Source organism: Hymenobacter mucosus, assembly GCF_900188255.1.
Lineage (GTDB): Bacteria > Bacteroidota > Bacteroidia > Cytophagales > Hymenobacteraceae > Hymenobacter > Hymenobacter mucosus.
In genome coordinates, this window is sequence record NZ_FZNS01000002.1 from 592,630 (window position 1) to 613,848 (window position 21,219).

At 56.1% G+C, this 21,219-nt stretch carries 18 protein-coding genes; 8 read left to right on the top strand and 10 right to left on the bottom strand.

The features are described 5' to 3' along the window. Positions 1 to 8 precede the first annotated feature (8 nt). The 6 genes from CHB83_RS06430 to CHB83_RS06450 form a co-directional block, all read right to left on the bottom strand. Positions 9 to 1,055: an acyltransferase family protein gene (locus CHB83_RS06430; RefSeq protein WP_089332054.1), complete on the bottom strand. Its 1,047-nt coding sequence runs from the start codon at positions 1,053 to 1,055 to the stop codon at positions 9 to 11. 122 nt (positions 1,056 to 1,177) lie between these two features. Beyond that, positions 1,178 to 2,125 carry an SDR family oxidoreductase gene (locus CHB83_RS24065; protein WP_245855292.1) on the bottom strand — a complete coding sequence of 316 codons (948 nt, stop codon included), beginning with the start codon at positions 2,123 to 2,125 and terminating at the stop codon, positions 1,178 to 1,180. Between the two features lie 3 nt (positions 2,126 to 2,128). Further along, complete coding sequence (locus CHB83_RS24070) at positions 2,129 to 3,412, bottom strand: family 1 glycosylhydrolase (protein WP_245855293.1); 1,284 nt, start codon at positions 3,410 to 3,412, stop codon at positions 2,129 to 2,131. Positions 3,413 to 3,619: 207 nt separating this feature from the next. After that, a complete protein-coding gene (gene glf / locus CHB83_RS06440) occupies positions 3,620 to 4,804 on the bottom strand; it encodes a UDP-galactopyranose mutase (RefSeq protein WP_055562709.1) in 1,185 nt (394 codons plus the stop codon). A 61-nt stretch (positions 4,805 to 4,865) separates the two neighbouring features. Beyond that, positions 4,866 to 6,095: a glycosyltransferase family 1 protein gene (locus tag CHB83_RS06445; RefSeq protein ID WP_143437021.1), complete on the bottom strand. Its 1,230-nt coding sequence runs from the start codon at positions 6,093 to 6,095 to the stop codon at positions 4,866 to 4,868. 157 nt (positions 6,096 to 6,252) lie between these two features. Further along, entirely contained in the window at positions 6,253 to 6,768 is a 516-nt protein-coding gene (locus CHB83_RS06450; RefSeq protein ID WP_045688497.1) for a GNAT family N-acetyltransferase, read from the bottom strand. 94 nt (positions 6,769 to 6,862) lie between these two features. Here CHB83_RS06450 and CHB83_RS06455 point away from each other — a divergent pair, with 94 nt between their 5' ends. Beyond that, positions 6,863 to 7,882 (top strand): aldo/keto reductase, encoded by a 1,020-nt coding sequence (locus tag CHB83_RS06455; RefSeq protein WP_089332055.1) that lies wholly within the window; start codon positions 6,863 to 6,865, stop codon positions 7,880 to 7,882. A 94-nt stretch (positions 7,883 to 7,976) separates the two neighbouring features. Here the strand turns inward: CHB83_RS06455 and dapF are convergent, their stop codons facing one another. Next, positions 7,977 to 8,774, bottom strand: coding sequence for a diaminopimelate epimerase (dapF, locus tag CHB83_RS06460; RefSeq protein ID WP_089332056.1), 798 nt, complete (start codon positions 8,772 to 8,774; stop codon positions 7,977 to 7,979). Between the two features lie 71 nt (positions 8,775 to 8,845). After that, positions 8,846 to 9,334, bottom strand: a complete 489-nt coding sequence (locus tag CHB83_RS06465; protein WP_089332057.1) for a DinB family protein — start codon at positions 9,332 to 9,334, stop codon at positions 8,846 to 8,848. A gap of 100 nt (positions 9,335 to 9,434) precedes the next feature. Between CHB83_RS06465 and CHB83_RS06470 the strand changes: the two genes are divergently transcribed. Further along, positions 9,435 to 10,319, top strand: coding sequence for a class I SAM-dependent methyltransferase (locus CHB83_RS06470; RefSeq protein ID WP_089332058.1), 885 nt, complete (start codon positions 9,435 to 9,437; stop codon positions 10,317 to 10,319). A gap of 129 nt (positions 10,320 to 10,448) precedes the next feature. Next, positions 10,449 to 11,402 carry a Ppx/GppA phosphatase family protein gene (locus tag CHB83_RS06475; protein WP_089332059.1) on the top strand — a complete coding sequence of 318 codons (954 nt, stop codon included), beginning with the start codon at positions 10,449 to 10,451 and terminating at the stop codon, positions 11,400 to 11,402. Positions 11,403 to 11,432: 30 nt separating this feature from the next. Here the strand turns inward: CHB83_RS06475 and CHB83_RS06480 are convergent, their stop codons facing one another. After that, positions 11,433 to 12,530, bottom strand: a complete 1,098-nt coding sequence (locus CHB83_RS06480) for a zinc-binding metallopeptidase family protein (protein WP_089332060.1) — start codon at positions 12,528 to 12,530, stop codon at positions 11,433 to 11,435. Between the two features lie 309 nt (positions 12,531 to 12,839). Between CHB83_RS06480 and CHB83_RS06485 the strand changes: the two genes are divergently transcribed. The 4 genes from CHB83_RS06485 (at position 12,840) to CHB83_RS06500 (ending at position 17,470) form a co-directional block, all read left to right on the top strand. Beyond that, positions 12,840 to 14,297: a circularly permuted type 2 ATP-grasp protein gene (locus CHB83_RS06485; RefSeq protein WP_089332061.1), complete on the top strand. Its 1,458-nt coding sequence runs from the start codon at positions 12,840 to 12,842 to the stop codon at positions 14,295 to 14,297. 87 nt (positions 14,298 to 14,384) lie between these two features. Continuing rightward, on the top strand, positions 14,385 to 15,320 hold the full coding sequence (locus tag CHB83_RS06490; protein WP_045688491.1) for an alpha-E domain-containing protein: 936 nt from the start codon (positions 14,385 to 14,387) through the stop codon (positions 15,318 to 15,320). Positions 15,321 to 15,331: 11 nt separating this feature from the next. Continuing rightward, a complete protein-coding gene (locus CHB83_RS06495) occupies positions 15,332 to 16,306 on the top strand; it encodes a transglutaminase family protein (RefSeq protein ID WP_045688490.1) in 975 nt (324 codons plus the stop codon). A 96-nt stretch (positions 16,307 to 16,402) separates the two neighbouring features. Beyond that, the gene (locus CHB83_RS06500) at positions 16,403 to 17,470 is read left to right on the top strand and encodes an Ldh family oxidoreductase (RefSeq protein ID WP_089332062.1); all 1,068 of its coding nucleotides are present in this window, start codon (positions 16,403 to 16,405) and stop codon (positions 17,468 to 17,470) included. Positions 17,471 to 17,639: 169 nt separating this feature from the next. Here CHB83_RS06500 and CHB83_RS06505 read toward each other — a convergent pair whose 3' ends face one another. Continuing rightward, positions 17,640 to 18,464 (bottom strand): murein L,D-transpeptidase catalytic domain family protein, encoded by an 825-nt coding sequence (locus tag CHB83_RS06505; RefSeq protein ID WP_089332063.1) that lies wholly within the window; start codon positions 18,462 to 18,464, stop codon positions 17,640 to 17,642. Between the two features lie 332 nt (positions 18,465 to 18,796). Between CHB83_RS06505 and CHB83_RS06510 the strand changes: the two genes are divergently transcribed. Next, on the top strand, positions 18,797 to 21,160 hold the full coding sequence (locus CHB83_RS06510; RefSeq protein ID WP_089332064.1) for an alpha-amylase family glycosyl hydrolase: 2,364 nt from the start codon (positions 18,797 to 18,799) through the stop codon (positions 21,158 to 21,160). The last annotated feature ends 59 nt before the right edge of the window (positions 21,161 to 21,219 follow it).

The window sequence follows — 21,219 nt, forward strand, 5'->3', positions numbered from 1 at the left end:
GGACTTGGCTAGGACCGCCCCTTTTCGTAGTTAACTATTTTAGCTGCAACGTAGTGCGAATTTCGCTTCAATAGTGGTTTTTCTACTACGTGCCATAGCACAAAGGCAGCCCCAAGTATTATCAGCAGCAACGCCGCAAGCCCCAGCCACGGATTCCACTGAAACACTCCTAGGTGAATAAAGAGCTGAATGATAGGAAAGTGTACTAAGTACGTGCCGTACGATAAATCGCCCCAGCGGCCTGCACTGATCTGTAGTGGTAGCCCTGTGGCCGCGAACAACACACTGGAAGCATAACTTAAAGGCTCGATAAGTGAGCCTGTACGATGATGTCGTAGCAAGAAAAAGGCTACGCAAGAGACAAGAGCAATCCAGCCCAGCTTTGGCCCTAGTTTGTGCTCTACCATGGTGAACACAGCACCCAACGTAAAAAAGTGGATGACACCTGGAAACTGCCGGGCAAGCTCAGTCACCATGCGGGGCGTGATATGTGGTACGTGGGGCAACGCTTCTTCCCACAACAACGCTACGCAAAAGGCTAAAATAGCAGTAGGATAGGCGCCGATGCGCCGAAATAGCCCTACCAGTAGCGGCACGCAGCAGTAGAGGCACAGTTCTACTTTGATAGTCCACAGGGAAGCGTTGAGAGCGGGTACGGCATGCTGCTCAAATACCCCCGGCAAGGTGGGCTGCAGAAAGTTCAGGAACGCGGCGTTGGCCGCTAGGTACTTATAGGCAGCCGGTTGATTAATATAATTGGCTACTGATAGGCGGGTAGCTACCATGCCAATCAGCCAGGCCAGCCCAATGGTAACGGCGTAGGCAGGGTAAATACGGCGTACGCGTTTCTCGGCATAATCCCACCCCGACTGGCTGCGAAGGTAGCTGCGGGTTACGAGGCAGCCACTGATAACGAAGAACCCTTTCACCGCAAAGTCAGCCGATAGAAAGCGTAGAAAGGGTTGGAAGACCGCTACCTCGGATAGCACTGCCAAATGGCAAAACACCACCGTCAAAGCCAAGCCCAATCGTACGGCATCGAAATTATTGCGCATTACTTGCCAAAGTAGGGATACTAGCCGGCAAAATACTACCCCTCTCCCACTTGCTAGTGCGCCCTGCGTGCGCCCTACAGAGCAGGGCGCACGCAGGGCGCAGCATACGCAGCCTTATCCGGCTAAGAAGCCGCCGCTACAATCTCATTAGTACCCGTCGTAACACTGGTTGCGACCTCGGCTAAATAGCGTTCCAGCCCGCTTTCTATTGAAGGCAAGAGTGAGCCGTGTACGCTACCTAAGGCGCTGTATAAAGGGCGAGTAGCCAGCCAAGGAAAATCAACGGAGGGCCGCGCTACAATGAAACTTGGGTCGAAGCCCGCCATACGAGCTATCTGGCACGCAAATTCAGCCCACGTGCAAGAGCCGCTATTGGCTAGGTGCCAAATACCACTTTCCTCATCAAGAAGTAGATCTAAAGCCGTATTCACCAAATCGGGCACGTAGGTAGGTGATATCACTACGTCGGAAGCCGCCTCGAAGGGCTGGCCTGCACGCGCCGCTTGCAGCACCTGGTGCACGAAGTTGTACTCATCCCAAGGCCCGAAAAAGGCACTGGTCCGCACAATTAAGGCGTGAGGGTAGTCAGTCAGCACTTCCCGTTCGGCTAGCTGCTTGCTAATGCCATACACATTTAGGGGCCGGGGCGCGTCGGTTTCCAGGTATGGCGTCGTTTGCTGACCGTCGAATACCAGATCGGAAGAAAAGGTCAGCAGCGGCACTTGTAGACGGGCACAGGCCGCAGCCAGAATGGCCGGTCCGGTGGTGTTTTCGCGGTAGCAATGGGCGTAATCGGTTTCAGCATCGTCTACGCGCACATAACCGGCGGCATTCACCACGGCCCAGGGCTGATAGCGCTCTAGGGCACGCTCCACGGAAGCGGGGTCAGCAATGTTCAGCTTAGCACGACTGAGAGCCACTGTTTCTAGTCCGCGAATGGCAGCAATTTGCTGAAATGCCCGTCCTAAGGTGCCATGAGCACCAGCAATCAGCAGCGGCCGGGGTCGGGTGCCCGCCAATTCGGCAGAATGGTTTGGAACGGTGAATGGTGCAGGAGTAGGTTGGATCATAGCTTAGTGCGTTAGGTGCGCATGATGCTGGTAGAGGTAGCGCGTATCGCGGTGCCACCAGCCTGGGTCTTGGAGCACGGGATGAGCAAAGTCGCCCGTCGTGGCCAAGCTGCGCACTAGGTTGAAAAGAGCCGTGGGCCGGGCCTCACCACTGCGTACATCAAATACGCCGCTCTCATAGTAACCCTGATTTTGGGTAAGGAGACTATTCCAATCGAAAGCGCCTAGCAACGACCACACGGTCATAGCCCGCATATCCAGGCCTTGTTCGCGTAGTTGGGTGCAGGTTTGCCAGGTTTGGTACAGCCAGCGCATTTGTTCTTCACGCGTGCAGGCCAAGTGAGACTCCGTAATGGCAAGCGGAATGCTATACCGGTCCCACGCTTCTTGGGCCAGGGTAGCTAGCCCATCAAGCTGCACGGGGCGCACGCGCACGGCTTCTACATCCACATAAGGCCGACTATCGTCGAGGGCGTAGTGTTCGGTTTGGTCATCCAAAAACCGCTCACTCGTGATGTAATGGTTGATGCCCAGAACATCGGGGGGCAGCACGTCGTCGGTAAATTCCAGCAGCTCATCAACAGAAGCCCCGCTTGCGCGCAAGTACTCCCAAAGCGGGTGCTCCCGCGTGACAAGGCCGCAGAGCAGGTCGTAGGTTAGCCAGCGCCGGTGGTTTTCGAAATCTGCCTGGTGGGCTAAAGCGGGCGTGCTGTGCGTTTTTCCTAGGTCTTCCGTTTGCACCAGCTTTGCGGCTGGGTTTACCTGTCTGATGGCTTGCATGGCCCGTTTGGTGGCGCGCACCTCATTGAGCAGAATGCGCACAAATGTATGGTCGTCGGAGTGGTGGGGATACCACAGGCCATAGAGGCCACTGAAACGAGCTGTAGTAAGGGGCTCGTTGATGGGGGTATAATGTTCTACCCAGGGATAGCGCTCGGCTACCATACGCGCAAACCGGGCTAGTCCTGTGTCGAAGGTATCGAGGTGGAGGGCCGTGTAGCGCGGGCCGCTGCCGTGGTGTACCAGCCCTACTATTGGGTCCACGTTCAACTCCCGCAAGCGGTTTAGGCGCTCATCGGGCCAACTCCAGTTGGGGTGGTTGAGGCTCTGCGGGGCCACTTGTTCCCACAGAACTGGGTAGCGCAATTTACGGATGCCCAGCTCGGCAATGCGGTCTAGGTCTTCGAGGCGGGTGCGGTGTCCGCTGCGGTTTACTTGATCAGAGTAGTCGTCGCCAACCCGGCAAATACTGCACTCTATTCCGCCCCACATTTCAACAGGTCTCATCGGCACAAATCTTAAGTGAATGACCAGTTGGAAAGCAGTTTCCTGCTCTCAGGCTCGAGGCATAGTGTTCAGTTGCCCCTGCCAGAAAACAGCACTGTCACTCTGCGCTTACACCATGACCATGTGAATGGCTTGTGCAAGCACAGAATGACAGTACCAGACGTATATGCGGTGGGCAAGCCCTAGCTAAGCTAGAATGCCCCACCGTTACTCTTTCGCTGGGTCGCGGGGTACCAGCTTATCCAGGATAGCTGCCGAGCCCGTGATGGTGGGCTTCACAGTAGCCTTCTGTACCTCCTCTGACTTCTCAGTGAGCTTCTTGTACAGAGTAAGAGCCTGCGCCACTACCTGGTCCATGTTGTAGTACTTGTAGGTAGCTAAGCGGCCTACGAAGTGTACGTTTGGCGTCTCGTCGGCCAGCTTCTTGTACTTGTTGTACAATTCGGCGTTTTCGAGGCGTGGTACGGGGTAGTAGGGGTCGCCCTCGGCCTTGGGATACTCATACACGATAGACGTTTTGGGGTGCTTCTGACCGGTGAGGGCCTTAAACTCCGTGATACGCGTGTACAGGTTGTCGTTGGGGTAGTTTACTACCGGAGCCGCGAGGTAGTTCTCCGTGTTCAGGGTCTCGTGCTTGAACTCCAACGAGCGGTAAGGCAGCTTGCCATACTTGAAGTCGAAGTACTCATCTACCGGACCCGAGAAGATCATTTCCTTGAACGGAATGAAATCTACGATGTCGTGGTAATCAGTATTGAGCATCACCTTGATGTTGGGGTGATCCAACATGCGCTCAAACATGCGGGTGTAGCCGTGCAGCGGCATAGCTTGATAGGTGTCCGTGAAGTACCGGTCGTCGCGGTTGGTGCGCGTGGGTACACGGGAGGTCACCGATTTGTCTAGCTCTGAGGGGTCCATCCCCCACTGTTTACGGGTGTAATTGCGGAAAAATTTCTCGTACAGTTCTCGTCCTACCTTGCTAACTACTACGTCTTCCGACGTTTTAATAACGGGCACTTGCTCGGCCAACGACTCCAGGAATTGCTCTACCTCGAAGCTGTTGAGCGACAACCCATAGAGTTTGTTAATGGTATCCAGGTTGATGGGCATGGGCACCAGCTGACCGTCTACGGAAGCTAGTACGCGGTGCTCGTAAGGGCGCCAATCGGTGAAGTTGGATAGGTACTCGAATACGTCTTTCGAGTTGGTGTGGAAGATGTGGGGCCCGTACTTGTGGACCAGGATGCCTTCCTCGTTGTAGTGGTCGTAAGCGTTGCCGGCAATGTGGTTGCGCTTGTCCACCACCAGGACCTTTTTGTTGGAACGCGTTGCGAGGCGCTCGGCCAGCACGCTACCGGCGAAACCGGCTCCTACGATGAGATAGTCGAACATAACGAAGAGGTGTTTGGGAATGAATGAGGGGGGTGACGGGCAGCGTTACAATAAAAGCGGACTATACAGCGGTAGTTGCCGCGTGGGCAGTACCGGCGGAGCGGGAGGCAGTAAGTTTTTTCTGCATCAGGGCCACCATCTGTTCCCAGGTTAGGTCCCAGCTGATGGTTTCCAAGTACTCGTCCGTACGCTGGCGCCAGTCGGCATCCTGCGTTTGGGTAAGGGCTTTAGCAATAGCACGGCCGAACTCGTCGGCGGTAGCGGCAATCTGTACTAAGTTCAGGTCGCCATAGGGGCGCACCACGTCGCGGATGGGCGTGCTCACTACCGGACGGCCGGCAGCCAAGTACTCCGGCGTTTTGGTGGGCGAGATAAATTTGGTGCTTTCGTTATCAGCAAAGAGTAGGGTAGCTACGTCCCAGCCGTGGAGGTAGGCCGGCAGCTCCTGGTAATCTTTGCCACCGAGGTAGTGAATGTTTGCCGGCCGGGGCAGCGTGGCGGGGTCGATTTTCACTACCGGCCCAATGATGACAAATTGCCACTCGGGGTGAGCCTCGGCTAATTGGCCCAGCAGTTCAATATCCAAACGCTCATCTACCACGCCGAAGAAACCAACACGCGGATGCGCAATACCGGCTTGGTCGGCGGGCTCGGCCATTTCCTGGCGAGCTTGGCCAAAGTGAGCTTTGTCGATGCTGCTGGGGAAGGGGTGCGCATCGGGGTGCTGCTGGCTTTTGGCTTCGTAAAGCGTGTGCCCACCCGTGAAGACGTAATCGGCTTTCTTGAAAAGCTCCTGCTCCCGCTCACGCAGGGCTGGAGGAGCAAACTTGAAAGCGGCCAGCTCATCCATGCAGTCGTAGATGGTAAGAGCCGGCGTGAAGCCACGCGACTTGGCAATGGCCATTGGCGTGTAGTACCAGAAAATGTATTGCTGAATGTTCTGCTCAGCAAAAAACTGGCGCAGCACATCGTTCTGGGCTTGGTCGGCGGCATCTTCGTTACCACGCAGGCGGGCTGGCAGATGCACTACCACCACTTTCAAGCCATTTTGCCGCTCTTTTACTTCAATGTGCGGTTCAATCAGATCGTCGGGGTGATAAAACGCATCTTCCACGTAAAACACCCGGCCATGTTGGGCAAAGCGGGAAAGCAAATGCTGAGGACGTTGCCACACAAAGTCCCAGTGCAAGTGTGCGAAGCACACTAGATCGGGCAAGGCGTAGGTAACAGGGTCGGCAGGTGCGATGGTGGAGGCGCGCAAAGGCGGCTCCGCTGACTGATTCAGCGGCATAGAAGAAAAATATGAAGTAAATCGAACGGCACAATACTGGTGAAATACCCCCCGTGTGCGCTCGGTAATCTGGCTATACGCTGTCGTAAATAAAAGGATATAGACGAGCTAGCCCAGAGTACGTAACTAGCGTTGCTAACCACATAACTGCGACAATTTACAGCATTAATTGCATTTCTACAACATCCTCCCACCCACTTTCGGTACGGAGCCACTCTTTTCGTGTTCCGACAAGCTGAAACCCAACACTAGTAAACAAGTGCTGACTAGGTCTATTTGATATTCCGATAGTACAATATATCTGATGCAGGCGAAGTACTTCGCGGGCATAAGGCACTAGCAATTCCAAAGCCGTCTTGGCAAAGCCTTGCTGCCGAAACGCTTGCAGAATGGTAATTCCTACGCCTGCCCGCTGATGCATTGGATCTACCTCAAAAATATCCAATGTACCAACAGAGGTGCCGGTTGCATTTTCACAAATTACAAGGCGTAACTGGCGCACCGCATAAACGTCGGCAGAGGCATTATCCAGGTACTGACGCAGCAAATGACGCGATACTGGGGCTAGCGTATCCGAAACACCCCAGATGCTAGGGTCATTTTCTAGGGCATAGAGAAAATCTAAGTCCTCAGCTTCTAAAGGGCGCAAAAAAATACGTTCGGAGGACAGCATACGAAGGAGGTAGCACTACGAGTGGCCCAAATTTTACATTAACATTCGTTGTACGCGGTAGTTTGGAAAGCATACACTATCCAATTCTTCCCTCATGAAATACAACCTATTGGGCAATACGGGCCTGAAAGTATCAGAATTGTACCTAGGTACGATGACGTATGGTGGTAAAGGCTGGGCTGCGGCCATGGGCTCTTTGGATCAACAAGCAGTAGACGAGCAAATAAAGCGGGCCGTAGATGCCGGCGTTAACTTCATAGACACAGCTAACGTGTATTCCGAAGGGCTTTCGGAGGAGCTGACTGGTCAGGCTATTCACAACCTTGGCATTTCCCGGCACGATATAGTACTGGCCACCAAGGTACGCGGCAAAATGGGCGAAGGCCCCAACGACGCAGGGCTTACGCGCAAGCACATCTTCCAGCAGGTAGAGGACAGCCTGCGCCGCCTCAAAACCGACTACATTGACCTCTACCAGACCCACAGCTACGATCCACTTACCCCGCTGGAAGAAACCCTGCGTGCCCTCGACGACTTGGTGCGCAGCGGTAAAGTGCGCTACATCGGTGCCAGCAATGTAGCAGCCTGGCAACTCATGAAAGCCTTGAGCTACTCCACCTACAACCACATAGAGAAGTACGTATCATTGCAGGCGTACTACACTATAGCGGGCCGCGACTTGGAGCGCGAACTGGTGCCTCTTCTGCAAGATCAGAAGGTGGGCCTGATGGTGTGGAGCCCCTTGGCTAGCGGCTTCCTGAGTGGCAAATACACCCGCGAAAACGAAAGTGAGGAAGGTGCCCGCCGCGCTAGCTTTGACTTCCCGCCGGTAAACAAGGAAAAGGGCCTCGATATTGTAGACGCACTGCGCCCCCTGGCCGATAGCAAAGGTGTGTCAGTAGCGCAGGTGGCGCTGGCGTGGCTACTGCACCAGCCCGTAGTCACTAGTGTTATCATTGGAGCCAAGAAAATGGACCAGCTAGAAGACAACCTCAAGGCTGTAGATGTGCACCTGACACCCGAAGAGTTGCAGCAGCTAGACGAGGTTAGCAAACTTGCGCCCGAATACCCCGGCTGGATGCTGGACTTCACCAAGGGCGACCGGCAGCCTTAAAAAGTAACACTGAAGTAACACACAGCGGCCCCGAGGAAGCTATTACCTCTTCCTCGGGGCCGTTGTGTGTACACGCGGGGCTAACCGCTTGTGCTTATACCGATATAGTGCCCTCAAAAACGCGCGTAGCGGGGCCAATGAGGTAAACGTTGGTAAAGGAGTCGTCGGGCTGGGCTTCGAACGTGACGCGCAGGTCGCCGCCGGGGGTGCGCAGGTGCACGGGGCTAGTAGCGCCCCGCTTGCTAGCGGCCAGGGCTACGGCCGTCACTCCGGTGCCGCAGCTGAGGGTTTCGTCTTCAACGCCCCGCTCATAGGTTCGCACTTGCCAGGGCAGATCGGGAGTGGCAGGCGCCTCCACAAAGTTGACGTTGGTGCCTTTCTCCCGAAACTGCTCGTTGTATCGGATGGCCCGGCCCTCAGCAAACACGTTCAGCTCGGCAAGGGTGCTGGCGGGCTGAAACTGTACCAGATGGGGCGAACCCGTATTCAGAAATACGCTATGCTCTTCTATTTCCTGCTGGCCTAGTACGTCCTGCATGCGCAGGTGCACGATGCCGTCAGCCTCCACGCGGGCTTCATGCGGACCATCGGCGGCCAGAAAGTGGGTTTGCGTGTCAATTACGCCGAGCTGCTTGGCAAAGGCCACGGTGCAGCGTCCGCCGTTGCCGCACATGGAGCCCAAATAGCCGTCGGCGTTAAAGTAAACCATCTCAAAATCGTACTGCGCGTGGTTGCGGAGCAGAATGAGGCCATCGGCACCAATACCCCGACGCCGGTCGCAGAGGAAGCGCACCAGCTGGTGATTGGTTTCATCGAACTGTTGTGCTCGATCATCCACCATTACAAAGTCGTTGCCGGTGCCTTGGTATTTGAAGAAAGTAAGCGTGTTCATTCTATAAAAGTAGAAAGCAAAAGGGGGAGCTCGCCTCATGGGACAATTATCCGAGGTAGCCGAACAAATTTTCAGGCAAAAGCTTTCCGCAGGAGTGCTATTTGCCCGGTATGATAATACGTATGCTGGATTACTCCCTGGAGCATGACGTACCAAGAGTTGGAAGTGCTATCCGGAATATTGCCGGGAGAAGTGCCGCGGCGGGTAAGGTCGGTATCCTGCAGGTTGCCTATTACGGCCCGCAACTGGTCGTGGGCTTGGCGTAGATAATCCTGCGTTGCTCGCCAGGCCTCCTCATTAGGCAAAGCCGGCGGGGCCGGCCAGTTCTCGGCGTCAGTTGGGCCTAGTAGCGTGGCAGTTTCTAAGCGCCGACACACAATGTGCAGCCAGGTTTCCAGATGCAGCACAATTTCCCAGATGCTGTGCGCCCCAGCCAGGGGGTAGGCAGCGGCCTGAGCAGCAGTAATGCCCGCCAAGGTTGCCTGCAAGGACGGGCCCGCCCAGGCCTCTCCATCGAAGGCTCGCTGTAACTGGTCAAGAATTCGCTCTATTTCGTGCATCTGCGAAAGTCTGCTGCCTATCCGTATCCTATACTGACCGGAACTGCATCATGCCGTACCTTTGCCAGCCTGCCCTACTGGGCAGCGTAAAGGTAGCTCTATGTACACGTTCCTCACCACCAGCCCTTGGGCCGACTACGAACTAATCGACGCCGGCAACTTCGAAAAGCTGGAACGCTTCGGTAAGCACATTCTCGCCCGCCCTGAACCCCAGGCCATCTGGGACCCCCACCTACCCGCTTCGGAGTGGCAACGGGCCAACGCCACCTTTACCCGGGAGAAGGGTAGCCAGGAGCGCGGGCAGTGGAAAATCAAAGCCGGCACGCCGGAGCAGTGGATTATCGGCTACGAGCGACCCGACGGCTTGAAGCTGCGGTTTCGGCTGGGTATGTCGTCGTTCAAGCACGTGGGCCTGTTCCCAGAGCAGGACCCCAACTGGCAGTTCATTTACCAGCAAACCCGCAAGCGCCGCGCCGCACAACCCCGGGTGCTCAACTTGTTTGCTTACACCGGCGCCGCTACCCTAGCTGCCCGCGCCGCGGGGGCCGATGTTACCCACCTCGACTCGGTGAAGCAGGTGAACTTCTGGGCCCGCGACAATATGGAAGCGTCCGGCCTGGATGGCGTCCGGTGGCTGGTAGAAGACGCTATGAAGTACGTGCGCCGGGAAGTAAAACGGGGCAGTAAGTACCAAGGCCTTATCCTCGATCCTCCCGCCTACGGCCGTGGTCCCAACGGGGAGAAATGGCAGCTGGAAGACGAGCTGAACGAGATGCTGAAGCTTTGCAAGGAGCTACTAGACCCCCAGGACCACTTTTTCCTCATCAACCTGTACTCCCTAGGCTTCTCGGCCCTAATTCTGGAAAACCTAGTGCATGAAATCTTCCCAGAGGCTCGTCAGACGCGGGAAATTGGGGAAATCTACTTGCACGACAAAGCGGCCCGCAAGCTTCCTCTGGGCACATTCTGCCGGTTTGCTACGTAATACACAGGCCGCGCTACTTCCCATCGGGTAGCTAGCCTGGGCGGCGTCGGCCGCGGCTGAATGTGCCTTACCTTGGCAGGCCAGGTCCATCAGTATACTGCGCAACGCATCTACTCTCTTCCTCTTATAATGCAGCATCCCCTCCCCCGTCACCGGCGCTTGGCCCTCATCGACATGGGCACGAATACGTTCCACTTGCTGATTGTGGAGCTCCCGGAGCCCAGCCACCAGCAACCCGTAACGCTGTTGCGTACTAAAGTGGGCGTGCGCTTGGGTGAGGGAGGCATCAGTAAAGGAGAAATTGCGCCGGCAGCTTTCGAGCGGGCCTTGCACACGCTCGTTGGGTTCAAGGAGGAAATTGAGCTGCATCAAGTAACGGACGTGCGTGCTACGGCCACTAGCGCCATGCGCGTAACCCGCAACGGCCCGGCCTTGGCGCAAGCTATTTTCGAGCAAACCGGCATTCGAGTAGAAGTTATTGCGGGTGACCGGGAGGCGGAGCTCATTGCCAAGGGTGTGCGCTGGGCGGTACCCTTGGGTAGCCAGCCTCACCTCCTTGTGGATATTGGGGGCGGCTCTGTAGAGTTTATTATTGCCGATGAGGATACCATCTTCTGGAAGCAAAGCTTTGAAATAGGTGCTCAACGCCTTCTCGACAAGTTTTTCCCCGAGCCCAGCGGCTTGTTTCCAGCTTCGGCCGTAGCCGCCGAGCAGGAGTACCTGCGCACCATGCTGGCTCCTCTGGCCGCGGCCGTGCAGCAATACCGGCCCGTGGGCCTGGTAGGAGCCTCGGGCAGCTTTGATAGTCTAGCTGATATGCAACTGGGGCAGTTGCGCACCGAAGCCGAGCTACCACCCCGCACGGAGCTTGCCCTCAGCAGCTTTCAGCGCAGCTACCAGCAGCTTCTGAGCTTAACCCATGAGCAGCGGGCAGCTATTCCCGGCATTCTGCCCATGCGCGCCGACATGCTAGTAGTCGCGTCCGTGCTGATTGATTTTGTGCTGACCACCACCGGTATCACCCACATCCAAACCTCAGCCTACGCCCTGAAGGAAGGTTTGCTAGCCGAGATGCTCGGCTAGGCTTCGTCTGCTGGACTCAATGCATAAAGGCTAGCAGGCAGCTTTGGCGCTGCTACCGGCTTGCTGGCAGACTTTGTGAATAAAGGCCATTTTGTCTACTACCTCCGGCATGATGATGAACGGGTACGGGTCGGGTTGGCCCATGCTCCGGTTGAGGCTGTTCATGGTGAACGTGAGGGGTAGCCACAGCTGCATGATGCGGTTGAAGTCGGATATTTCGTAGGGCTCCTCGGTAATGGCCGCTTGCAAGCCTAGTTCGGCGGGCGCCGCCGCGGGGTTTACACTCAGCCCAAAGGCGTGAGCTGTTTGCAAGGTATCGAGGATGTGGAGGTAGTGCGCCCAGGTTTCGGCCCAGTCTTCCCAGGGGTGGCTACTGGCATAGGAGCTAATGAAATGCTGGGACCAGTCGTTGGGGGCACCTTGGTCATAGTGGCGTTGGAGGGCCTGCCCGTAGTCATCCTGCTCATCCCCAAACAGCGCCCGAAATTCTGTCAGGTGGGGCGTATTGTCGATGAGTTGGTCCCAGTAGTAGTGGCCTACCTCGTGGCGAAAATGCCCCAGCAGCGTGCGGTACACCTCGGCCATCGACTTGCGCGCCATTTCCCGCTCAATGTCGTCGGCCTCCGCAATATTGATAGTAATAAGGCCATTGTCGTGCCCGGTCATGACCTTCTGGCCACCATCCTGGCTGGCATCGGCCAGGAAGTCGAACTGCAAGCCATGCTCCGGGTCCTCAAATTTACTTACCACCGGCAGGCCCATGCGCAGCAAGCTGTACACCAGGCGGTGCTTGGCTATTTCCAGCTTCCACCAGCGCAGGCGGTGTTCGGGCTCACTCAGGTTAGGAATAGTGCGGTTGAGGGCACACGCGGTGCAGAATTGGGTAGCACTCTCCGCTGGAACTAGCCAGTTGCACACCCCATCGGCATGGTTGCGGCAGTACGTGTAGGTAGGCGCGTTGGGCTGAGTGGTGCCGAACAAGCGGTAGGTGCGCCCATCTGCCTCCGCCACCAATGGAAACAGCTGCAGTTGTTTCGGCTCGAAGCCCAGGGGATAATGGCACTTCTCACACTGGCTGTTTTCAAAGTACAGCAGTTGGCCGCAGTGGGTACACGTAAATAGCTTCATACAGGCGCTGGCGGAGATACTGTTGCCTCTACGGCTAAGGTTAGGCTACGGATACTACCGGCGTGGCTATTCTAGGCTGATGCCAGGAAAACCTTGCTCCTATAGACTTACTGCACCTTCATTTTAGAGGTGCTTTTTACAAAAACACATACTTATTTGAAGTTACCCCTACGGGATTTAGGCCATTTCATGGTTTCTTACGTCAAGAACTATTCCGACTGCTTTCAAAACCACCCCCATTAGCAAACATGCCTCTGCTTAAAGGGGTCTGGTTGAAAGCAGCTTCCCGTTGTGCTTCTACTTCGTTATATGCAGCAAAATTCCTTACTCCATTCCTACCGGGAGCAGCCCAATGTGTGGGACGAGATGTTTCTGGCCGAAGGCATCCGGCCCGAGTATCGGCACTTTGTATCAGCCATTGCCAACTTGGCGGGTCCTGAAATGACCAGGAAGGTAGAGCTAGCCAAAAAGCTTTTTCTCAGCCAGGGCGTAACGTTCACGGTGTACAGCAGCGGCGAGGGGCTAGAGAAGATTTTTCCCTTCGACATCATTCCTCGCATCATCAACCACGCGGAATGGACGCGCATTGAGGCGGGAATTAAGCAGCGGCTGAAGGCCCTGAATATCTTCCTCAAGGATATCTACCACCAGCAGTTTATTCTAAAAGATGGCATTGTACCTGCCGCGCTGGTGTACTCATGCCCGCAGTTTTTGCGGCAGATGATTAACGTGCACGTACCCCACGACATCTACACCCACATTGCGGGGGTTGATTTGATTCGGGACCACGACGGGGAGTTTTACGTGCTGGAGGACAACTTGCGTACGCCTTCGGGCGTGTCGTACATGCTTGAAAACCGGAGCATCACTTACCGTATTTTTCCTGACCTGCTGCCCAGAAACAATGTGCAGCCCGTGAAAGACTACCCCGACTTACTTTTCCGCAACTTGCTGGCCCTGGGCAGCCGGCAGGCTAGCGAGGCGACCGTCGTGCTACTGTCACCGGGCATTTACAACTCCGCCTACTTCGAGCACAGCACCCTGGCCCGCCTGATGGGTATTCGGCTGGTGGAAAGCCGCGACCTGATGGTGCACAACCACTTTGTGTACATGAAAACCACCCAGGGGCTCACCCGCGTGGATGTTATCTACCGCCGCGTGGATGACGAATTTATTGACCCTCTTACGTTCCGGCCCGATAGTGCCTTGGGCGTATCGGGGCTGTACTGGGCGTACCGCAAGGGCAACGTAGCCATTGTGAATGCCATGGGCAACGGCGTGGCCGACGACAAAGCAGTGTACAGCTACGTGCCCGACATGATCCGGTACTACCTCAACGAGGAGCCTATTCTCAAGAACGTGCCCACCTACCAACTCGCCGACGCGGACAAGCGCCAACTGGTGTTCGACAACATGGACCGCATGGTGGTGAAGCGTACCAATGAGTCAGGCGGGTACGGGATGCTGATTGGCAGCAGCGCCACGGAGCAGGAAATGAACGAGTTCAAGGCCGCCATCTTACAAGACCCGCGCAGCTTTATTGCCCAGCCCATTATCAGCCTTTCCTCTACCCCCTGTTACATCGACGGGGTGCTCCAACCCCGCCGCGTTGACCTGCGTCCCTTTGCTCTGTACGGCCCTTCCGGCATCGACATTGTACCCGGTGGCCTCACGCGGGTAGCTCTGCGGGAAGGCTCCTTGGTTGTAAACTCTTCCCAAGGCGGAGGCAGCAAAGACACGTGGGTGCTAGGGCCGGAAGCAAGCTAAAGCAAGTCGCTCTCCCCTGCCCGACTAGCTGCTGCGTACCGGTGGGTACGCGCCACAATCCCCGTTTCACTATTTGATTTTCCCTTTATGCTGAGTCGCGTTGCTGACACTATTTATTGGCTGGCTCGTTACATGGAGCGCACGCAAGCCATGTTGCAGGTGATTCGCACGAGCTACATTTTCTCCCAGGAAGAACCCCACTACCGAGGCTGGGAGCCACTGCTACACACCTTCGGCGACCTTACCCCGGAGGAAATCCGCACCGCGCTTCAGGACACCAGCCGCGTGCTTACCCATCTGGTTTTCGATAAGGCCAACGGCGTGTCAGCCTACAATAACATTATGCAGGCCCGCGAAAATGCTCGGGCTGTGCAGGACCACATTACTAAGGAAGTGTGGCAGAGCCTAAACGAGTACTACCACACTATTCGCCAGGCCGAGCTAGTGCAGCAAGCCACCTCCGAAGACCCTGTTTCGGGCCTGGATGTGCTGGTGAAGCAAGGAATGCTGTTTGCGGGCACTGTGCAGCACACTATGCCGCGCGATGAAGGCTACGTGTTTTTGAGCCTGGGTAAGTTTTTGGAGCGGGCTCTGCAAACCACTGATGTGCTGCGCCTCAACCTTAGTCACTTCGTAGTAGAGCACCACTACCCAATGGGCGCGCCGGAGTTGCGCCACGTGCTGTACGGCCTGTACGGACACGAGCTGTACGCCAAAACCTACAAGGGCGTTCTTACCCCAACTAATGCCCTGCAAATGATTGTGTACGAGACCGACTTTCCGCACTCGCTGGCGTACAGCCTGCGCCAGCTAATGCGCCACTGCGAACGGCTGAAGGACAAAAGCCCGCCCGAAAGCTACAGCAAGGTGCACTTTCTCATTGGCAAGGCGAAGAACAGCGTGGCGTACAGTACCCTGAACACGGATGACAGCGCCCAACTCGACCAGTTTTTGCGCCAAACGCGGGCCGAGCTGCTCGATATTTCGGCGGCACTGAATACCTACTATTTCGGCCACAGCTAACGCTAACAGCTATGCCTTCCTACACCATCAAGCATCTTACGCGCTACACCTACGCTGCCCCGGTTATCGACTGCGCCAACCAGCTCATGATTTACCCGCTGGAAGATGAGCGTCTAGAAGTGAAGCGCCACGAAGTAGTGGTATCATCCGATCCGGAGCTTGCATTTTTCACTGACTACTTTGGCAACAAGATTGGGGTATTTACCATCATTAAGCCTCACAATGAGTTACTGATTGAATCGAACCTGGAAGTTATTACCTCCCCCATTCAATTTCCCATGGACGAGGAAGCGGCCGAGCAGCAGTGGCACCACCTAGCTTCCTTGCACCAGGATGCGGCTTTCATCGACTTTCTGACGCCCGACCCTTCCCCACTTCAGCAGGAGATTTATGAAGTATTGCAGAGCGTAACCGACCAGCATGAGAAGCCACTGAAAAACGCCCTGGTGCTGTCGGAGTACGTGTACGACCATTTCCAGTACGAGCAAGGCGTGACCAACGTGGAAACTCCCACGGAGGAAATCTGGCGGCTACGAGCTGGTGTGTGCCAGGATTTTGCCCACATGCTGCTGTATATGCTACGCCTCACGGGCATTCCGGCCCGCTACGTGAGCGGCTACGTGTGCCCCAAGCAGGAAGGCATGCGCGGTACGGGCGCTACTCATGCGTGGGTTGAAGCCTACATTCCATTCTATGGTTGGCTGGGCCTAGACCCCACCAACAACTGCATTGTGAACGACGGCCATGTACGCATGGCCCTGGGCCGCCACTTTTCCGACTGCACTCCTATCAAAGGCACGTACAAAGGTACCGGCGCTCATACCCTCACCGTATCGGTGCACATTGAAAACGGAGAAGCCGACACCCAGGAGCCTCTCTTTGAAGAGCCCGTGTATGTGCAGGAAGCCAAGGTGCCTATTGTGCCCGTGAACTCCTATCGCAAGTACGTGACCTGGGAACAGCAACAGCAACAACAGCAGCAGTAAGAGCGACGGTAAACGTAAGTTTGGGGCGAAATGCAGTCTACCCTCTATGGCTTTGCCCCAGGGGTAGGCTACCTCACACGCCTTCTACTTTACCTCATGACGACTACCATACCTTACACCCAGCTTTTTGCCTTCGCCGAATCGGTTTTCCGTGGCATGGGCTGCCCGGAGGAAGATGCTACCCTAGCCACTGAAACTTTACTTTCCGCTGACCTGCGTGGCATTGACTCCCACGGGGTAGCACGCCTTATCGGGTATGTGCGCCTGTGGGAAGCGGGCCGCATCAACGCTACGCCCCGGGTAGGCGTCACGTACGAAACGCCTAGCACGGCTGTGGTAGATGGCGATGGTGGACTAGGCTTAGTAGTAGGCCCTAAGGCCATGCAGGTAGCCATGGAAAAGGCGCGACAGGTAGGCACGGGCTGGGTGTCGGTGAAGAACTCCAACCATTTCGGCATTGCTGGCTACCATGCCATGAAGGCATTGGCCCACGACATGATTGGCATCGCCATGACGAATGCTTCGCCGCTGGTGGCGCCTACGTATTCCTTAGAGCGCCTGCTGGGTACCAACCCCATTGCCGTGGCCGTTCCCGCTGGCAACCAGCCTGATTTCGTGCTCGACATGGCAACGACTACTGCGGCAAATGGCAAGCTCGAAATAGCCCAGCGGAAGAACATCCCTATTCCCGAAGGATGGGCCCAAACAGCCGAAGGCCTGGGATCTACGGACCCCAATGCCGTGAAGAACGGAGGGGCTTTGCTGCCCCTGGGCGGTGCTACGGGCTCCCACAAGGGCTATGGCCTGGGAGCAGTAGTGGACATCTTCTCGGCAGTGCTGAGCGGTGCTAACTATGGCCCCTGGGTGCCGCCCTTCGTAGCCTTCTTGCAGCCTTCCGAGAACCCTGTTGGACAGGGATTAGGCCACTTCTTCGGGGCCATGCGCGTAGATGCCTTCCGGCCCGCTACCGAGTTCAAGGCCCATATGGATAACTGGATTACTACCTTCCGGGAAGCACGTGCCACGGAAGGTCAGCACGTCCTTATTCCGGGCGACCCAGAGCGCGAAATGTCCGTAGTTCGGCTCCTCGAAGGCATTCCGCTCCTCGAACCCGTGCTACAAGATCTGGAATCAGTGGGCGCTAAGTTTGGCATGAAGCTATAAGCTGCCTCAACAGAATAAGCTCCCACTTATTCTGTTGTACCACAGCCTAGCATTGCAAAACGCCATCCTAAGTATAGCGCGAATGTGCAGCTATACCTGAGATGGCGTTTTGCAATGCTATTGGCTAGTGACGTTTCATTATCACTGGAACAGCAACTAATTGAGGGGGTTAGCTATTGCTGCCGATGAGGGTATTCATAGCCACGTCCTGGTTAAGATACTTAGAAGAGTAAGTAGCATCGGGGCCGTTGAGGAACAGGCAAGTATTACCGCCTACGGTTTCAATGATGGCGTCTTTCTGGTCCATGGGTAGAGCAGGGCAACCCAGGCTACGACCCAAACGGCCGTACTGACGAATAAAGTCCTCGCTCACGTAGTCGGCGCCGTGCATTACTACTGAACGCATCTGGGCGTTGGTGTTATACCCTTCGTCCAGGCCCGCGAGCTTCAACGAACGTCCGTGCTTGCCTACATACTCACCTTGAGTAACATAAAAGCCCAAGCTGCTCATGTTCGACTCATTCTCATTGGAGAAGTTGGTCGCCATGTTTTCGCCCGAATTGTGGCCGTGCGCTACTAGCGTGTGGAACTTCACTTGCTTAGCAGCAATATCGAGTACCCACAAGCGCTTTTCAGTGGAAGGCAGACCAAAGTCAACTACCGTCAGCAGTTGTTTTTCGCCTAGCTTCCCAGCCTGCTCTAGGTTAAGATAGCCAGTCATAGCCTTTTCGAACACCTCGTAGCGCAGTCCCTGCTGCTCTACCTGCAAGTCGCGGTAGAGGTCATGCATACGCTGATCGAACTGTGCAATCGGGGTAACGGGAGCCGATGGCATCCGAACCTCGGACCCAGGAGTAGCGGCCCGCGACTTTGTCACGGGTGATGCCAGCGGAGTAGCCAAGAACAACGAGGCCACGAACGGTAACATCCGGCGCAGGGCCCGACGGGCGCGGCGCTTCAAGCGCTGACGACGAACGACACTCTGATTTTCCATCGACTTGGGGTGTTTTTCGGTGGTTGGCGGCTTTCTGCACGCAGAAAGCCTATGGTGTTGAGTATCCTATACGCACGCATCCAAACAACAGATGCGCCCACAGGCAACGATTACTCAGCCTATAGAACATAGCTACCACTTAATAAATTCCCTGGGCTGCTTGCCCGGGATGGCAGCAAACCTACCGACGGAAATATAAAACGTGTGAAAGCAGCAGCCCTTGCCCTTTTACCTTCTATTTTAGCTGCATCCGTTCTGTGCCGAAGCTTCCTTTCGGCCTTGTCTCCGCTCTGTCTACCTTTCTTTTTCACCCCAGTTTTCCCAATTCCCACATGCACATTTCTACAAATTGGCTGCGCAAGCTAACGCTTGCTGCGGCAGCTTTGCTTGTACTGGGCGGCCAGCCCGCTCAAGCGCAAAAGGTTGTTCTCCAAGGATATTGGTGGGACTACTGGAATTCAAATTACCCCAATGGCTGGGCCAATTATATTGCCCTACTGGCTCCGCGCCTGAAAGCCATGGGCATTGACGCGGTATGGCTACCGCCGAGCATCAAGAATGGCAACCAAGGCAACGGCTATTCGCCCTTCGACAACTACGACCTGGGCGATAAATACCAGAAGGGCTTCCTGGCCACGCGCCTAGGCACCAAGGATGAACTACTACGCGCCGTGGCCGTGCTGCACGCCAATGGCATTGAGGTGGTGCAGGACATTGTGCTGAACCATAACGATGGGGCCGGCTCTCAATCGGGGGCGGGCGGCCAAGACCCGGCGGCGTGGGAGGACGGCTCCACCAGCCGCTACAAAAACTTCCGCTATGTGAGCTACAGCAGGCCGGCTACTGCGGAGGATGCCCCCAACTACTTAGCTCGCAACGGCCGCTTTGCCAAGAATTGGCAGAACTTCAACCCCAACCCCGGCAACAACTCCACTTCCGGCGACTGGAATGCTGTATTTTTCGGACCCGATGTGAGCTACTATAATGGCTCCTACGGCCAAAGCTCCAACGCTACCTTCAACCCTACCCAAGGCGCCGACTACATGCGCAATGGCGTGCGCGACTGGCTGGTGTGGTACAAGAAGCAGGAAGGCTTCGACGGCGTACGCATGGATGCCGTAAAGCATTTCCCAGATTTTGCCTCCGAGGATTTCCTGTACAATTTGCAAAGCAACGCGGGCTGGGCCTCTGGCGGCGCTACCATGTATGCCGTAGGCGAGTGGGTTGGCTCTGGCAGCCAGATGGACGGATGGGTGGCCAACGTGCAGAACCGCGCCGGCACCTTCGATTTCTCCCTGCGCAATGGCCTTTACAACATCATTAGCGGGGGCGGCAACTTCGACCTGGGCTCCTTGCCCGGCTACCAGCAGGGCGCGCGGGTGATGCAAATCAATGGGCAGTATGTGCATCGCACAGTGCCCTTCGTGAATAACCACGATACCTTCCGCCCTACTACCGATGCCAACGGCAACTATACCGGCTGGAATACCGGCTCGGAGCTAGCACCCCACATCGACCCGTTCGACCCGCGGTTGTCGGCGGCGTATGCGGCCGCACTGGTGGTAGATGGGTCTCCGCAAATTTTCTTTGAAGACCTCTTTAACGTAGGCAGCACCAGCAAACGGTATTCGCACCAACCCACCAGCACTACCGACCTACCCGTACGGGATGATCTGAATAACCTAATCTGGTGCCACCAAAATCTACGCTTTAAGGACGGTGCTTATAAGGTGCGCTACCAAGCTGCCGACCACCTAGTGATTGAGCGCAGCACTAAGGCCATCGTTGGCATCAACGACAATTTCTCGGCTTGGCAGAACAACACGGTTTCCTGCGACTTTCCAGCGGGCACCGTGCTGAAAGACTATTCGGGAGCCAACGGCACGGCCACCGTGACGGTGAGCAGCGCACAAACTGTAACAATTAATACCCCACCGTGCAACGGCACAGCTGCCGGAGGGCGCCGGGGCTACTCGGTGTGGGCACCTACGGGCACCGGCACTAACTACACCCGCCCGGCCCTGGCTACTACCCAAGAGTGGGAACTAGCCGATGACTTGGGTGATTCGCACGCTTCATCGTTGAAGCAGGGCGGGCAACTGCCAGCTTCCTCCACAGCCTACCGCACGGCAGGCCGCATTTACGTAGCTTCTGGCAAGGCAGTGACCTACAACCTCTTTCCGACGGATGCTACCCGCAGCTTGGCTGTAGAACTGGTGAATGCCAGCGGCACCGTGCTCAGCAGCAAAACCGGCACTGGCACGCTCACCGCTACCTATACTCCCACAGCCACCGGTTGGATTACGCTTCGCGCCAAAAACGCTGTAGCAACCAACCCTGCACAGCGCGCTTTCATTAAAGCCACGTACACCGCACCTGACGTGCTGAGCACGACGGCCCTGCGCGAAAGCACCGTTACGGCCACCCGACAAGCCGAGGTAACGGGCACCGACCTCACCGTGTATCCGAACCCCACCAGCGCCGACCGCATTGATGTAGTGCTCCAGTTACCGCGGGATGTAACGGCCACGTTGTGCCTGCTAGACCTCACGGGCCGCCGGGTGCATGAGCAGCGCGTGCGCCTCTATCCCGGCTCTACCGAGCAACGCCTAACTATCGGCAGGCCCCTACCGGCGGGCGTATACCAACTGCATGTACCCGAGCTGGGCCTGAGCCGTAAGGTAGTAGTAAAATAAACCTAGCTCGTTTTGCAGCTTATAGAAAAGCCCCGCTGAAATATTTCAGCGGGGCTTTT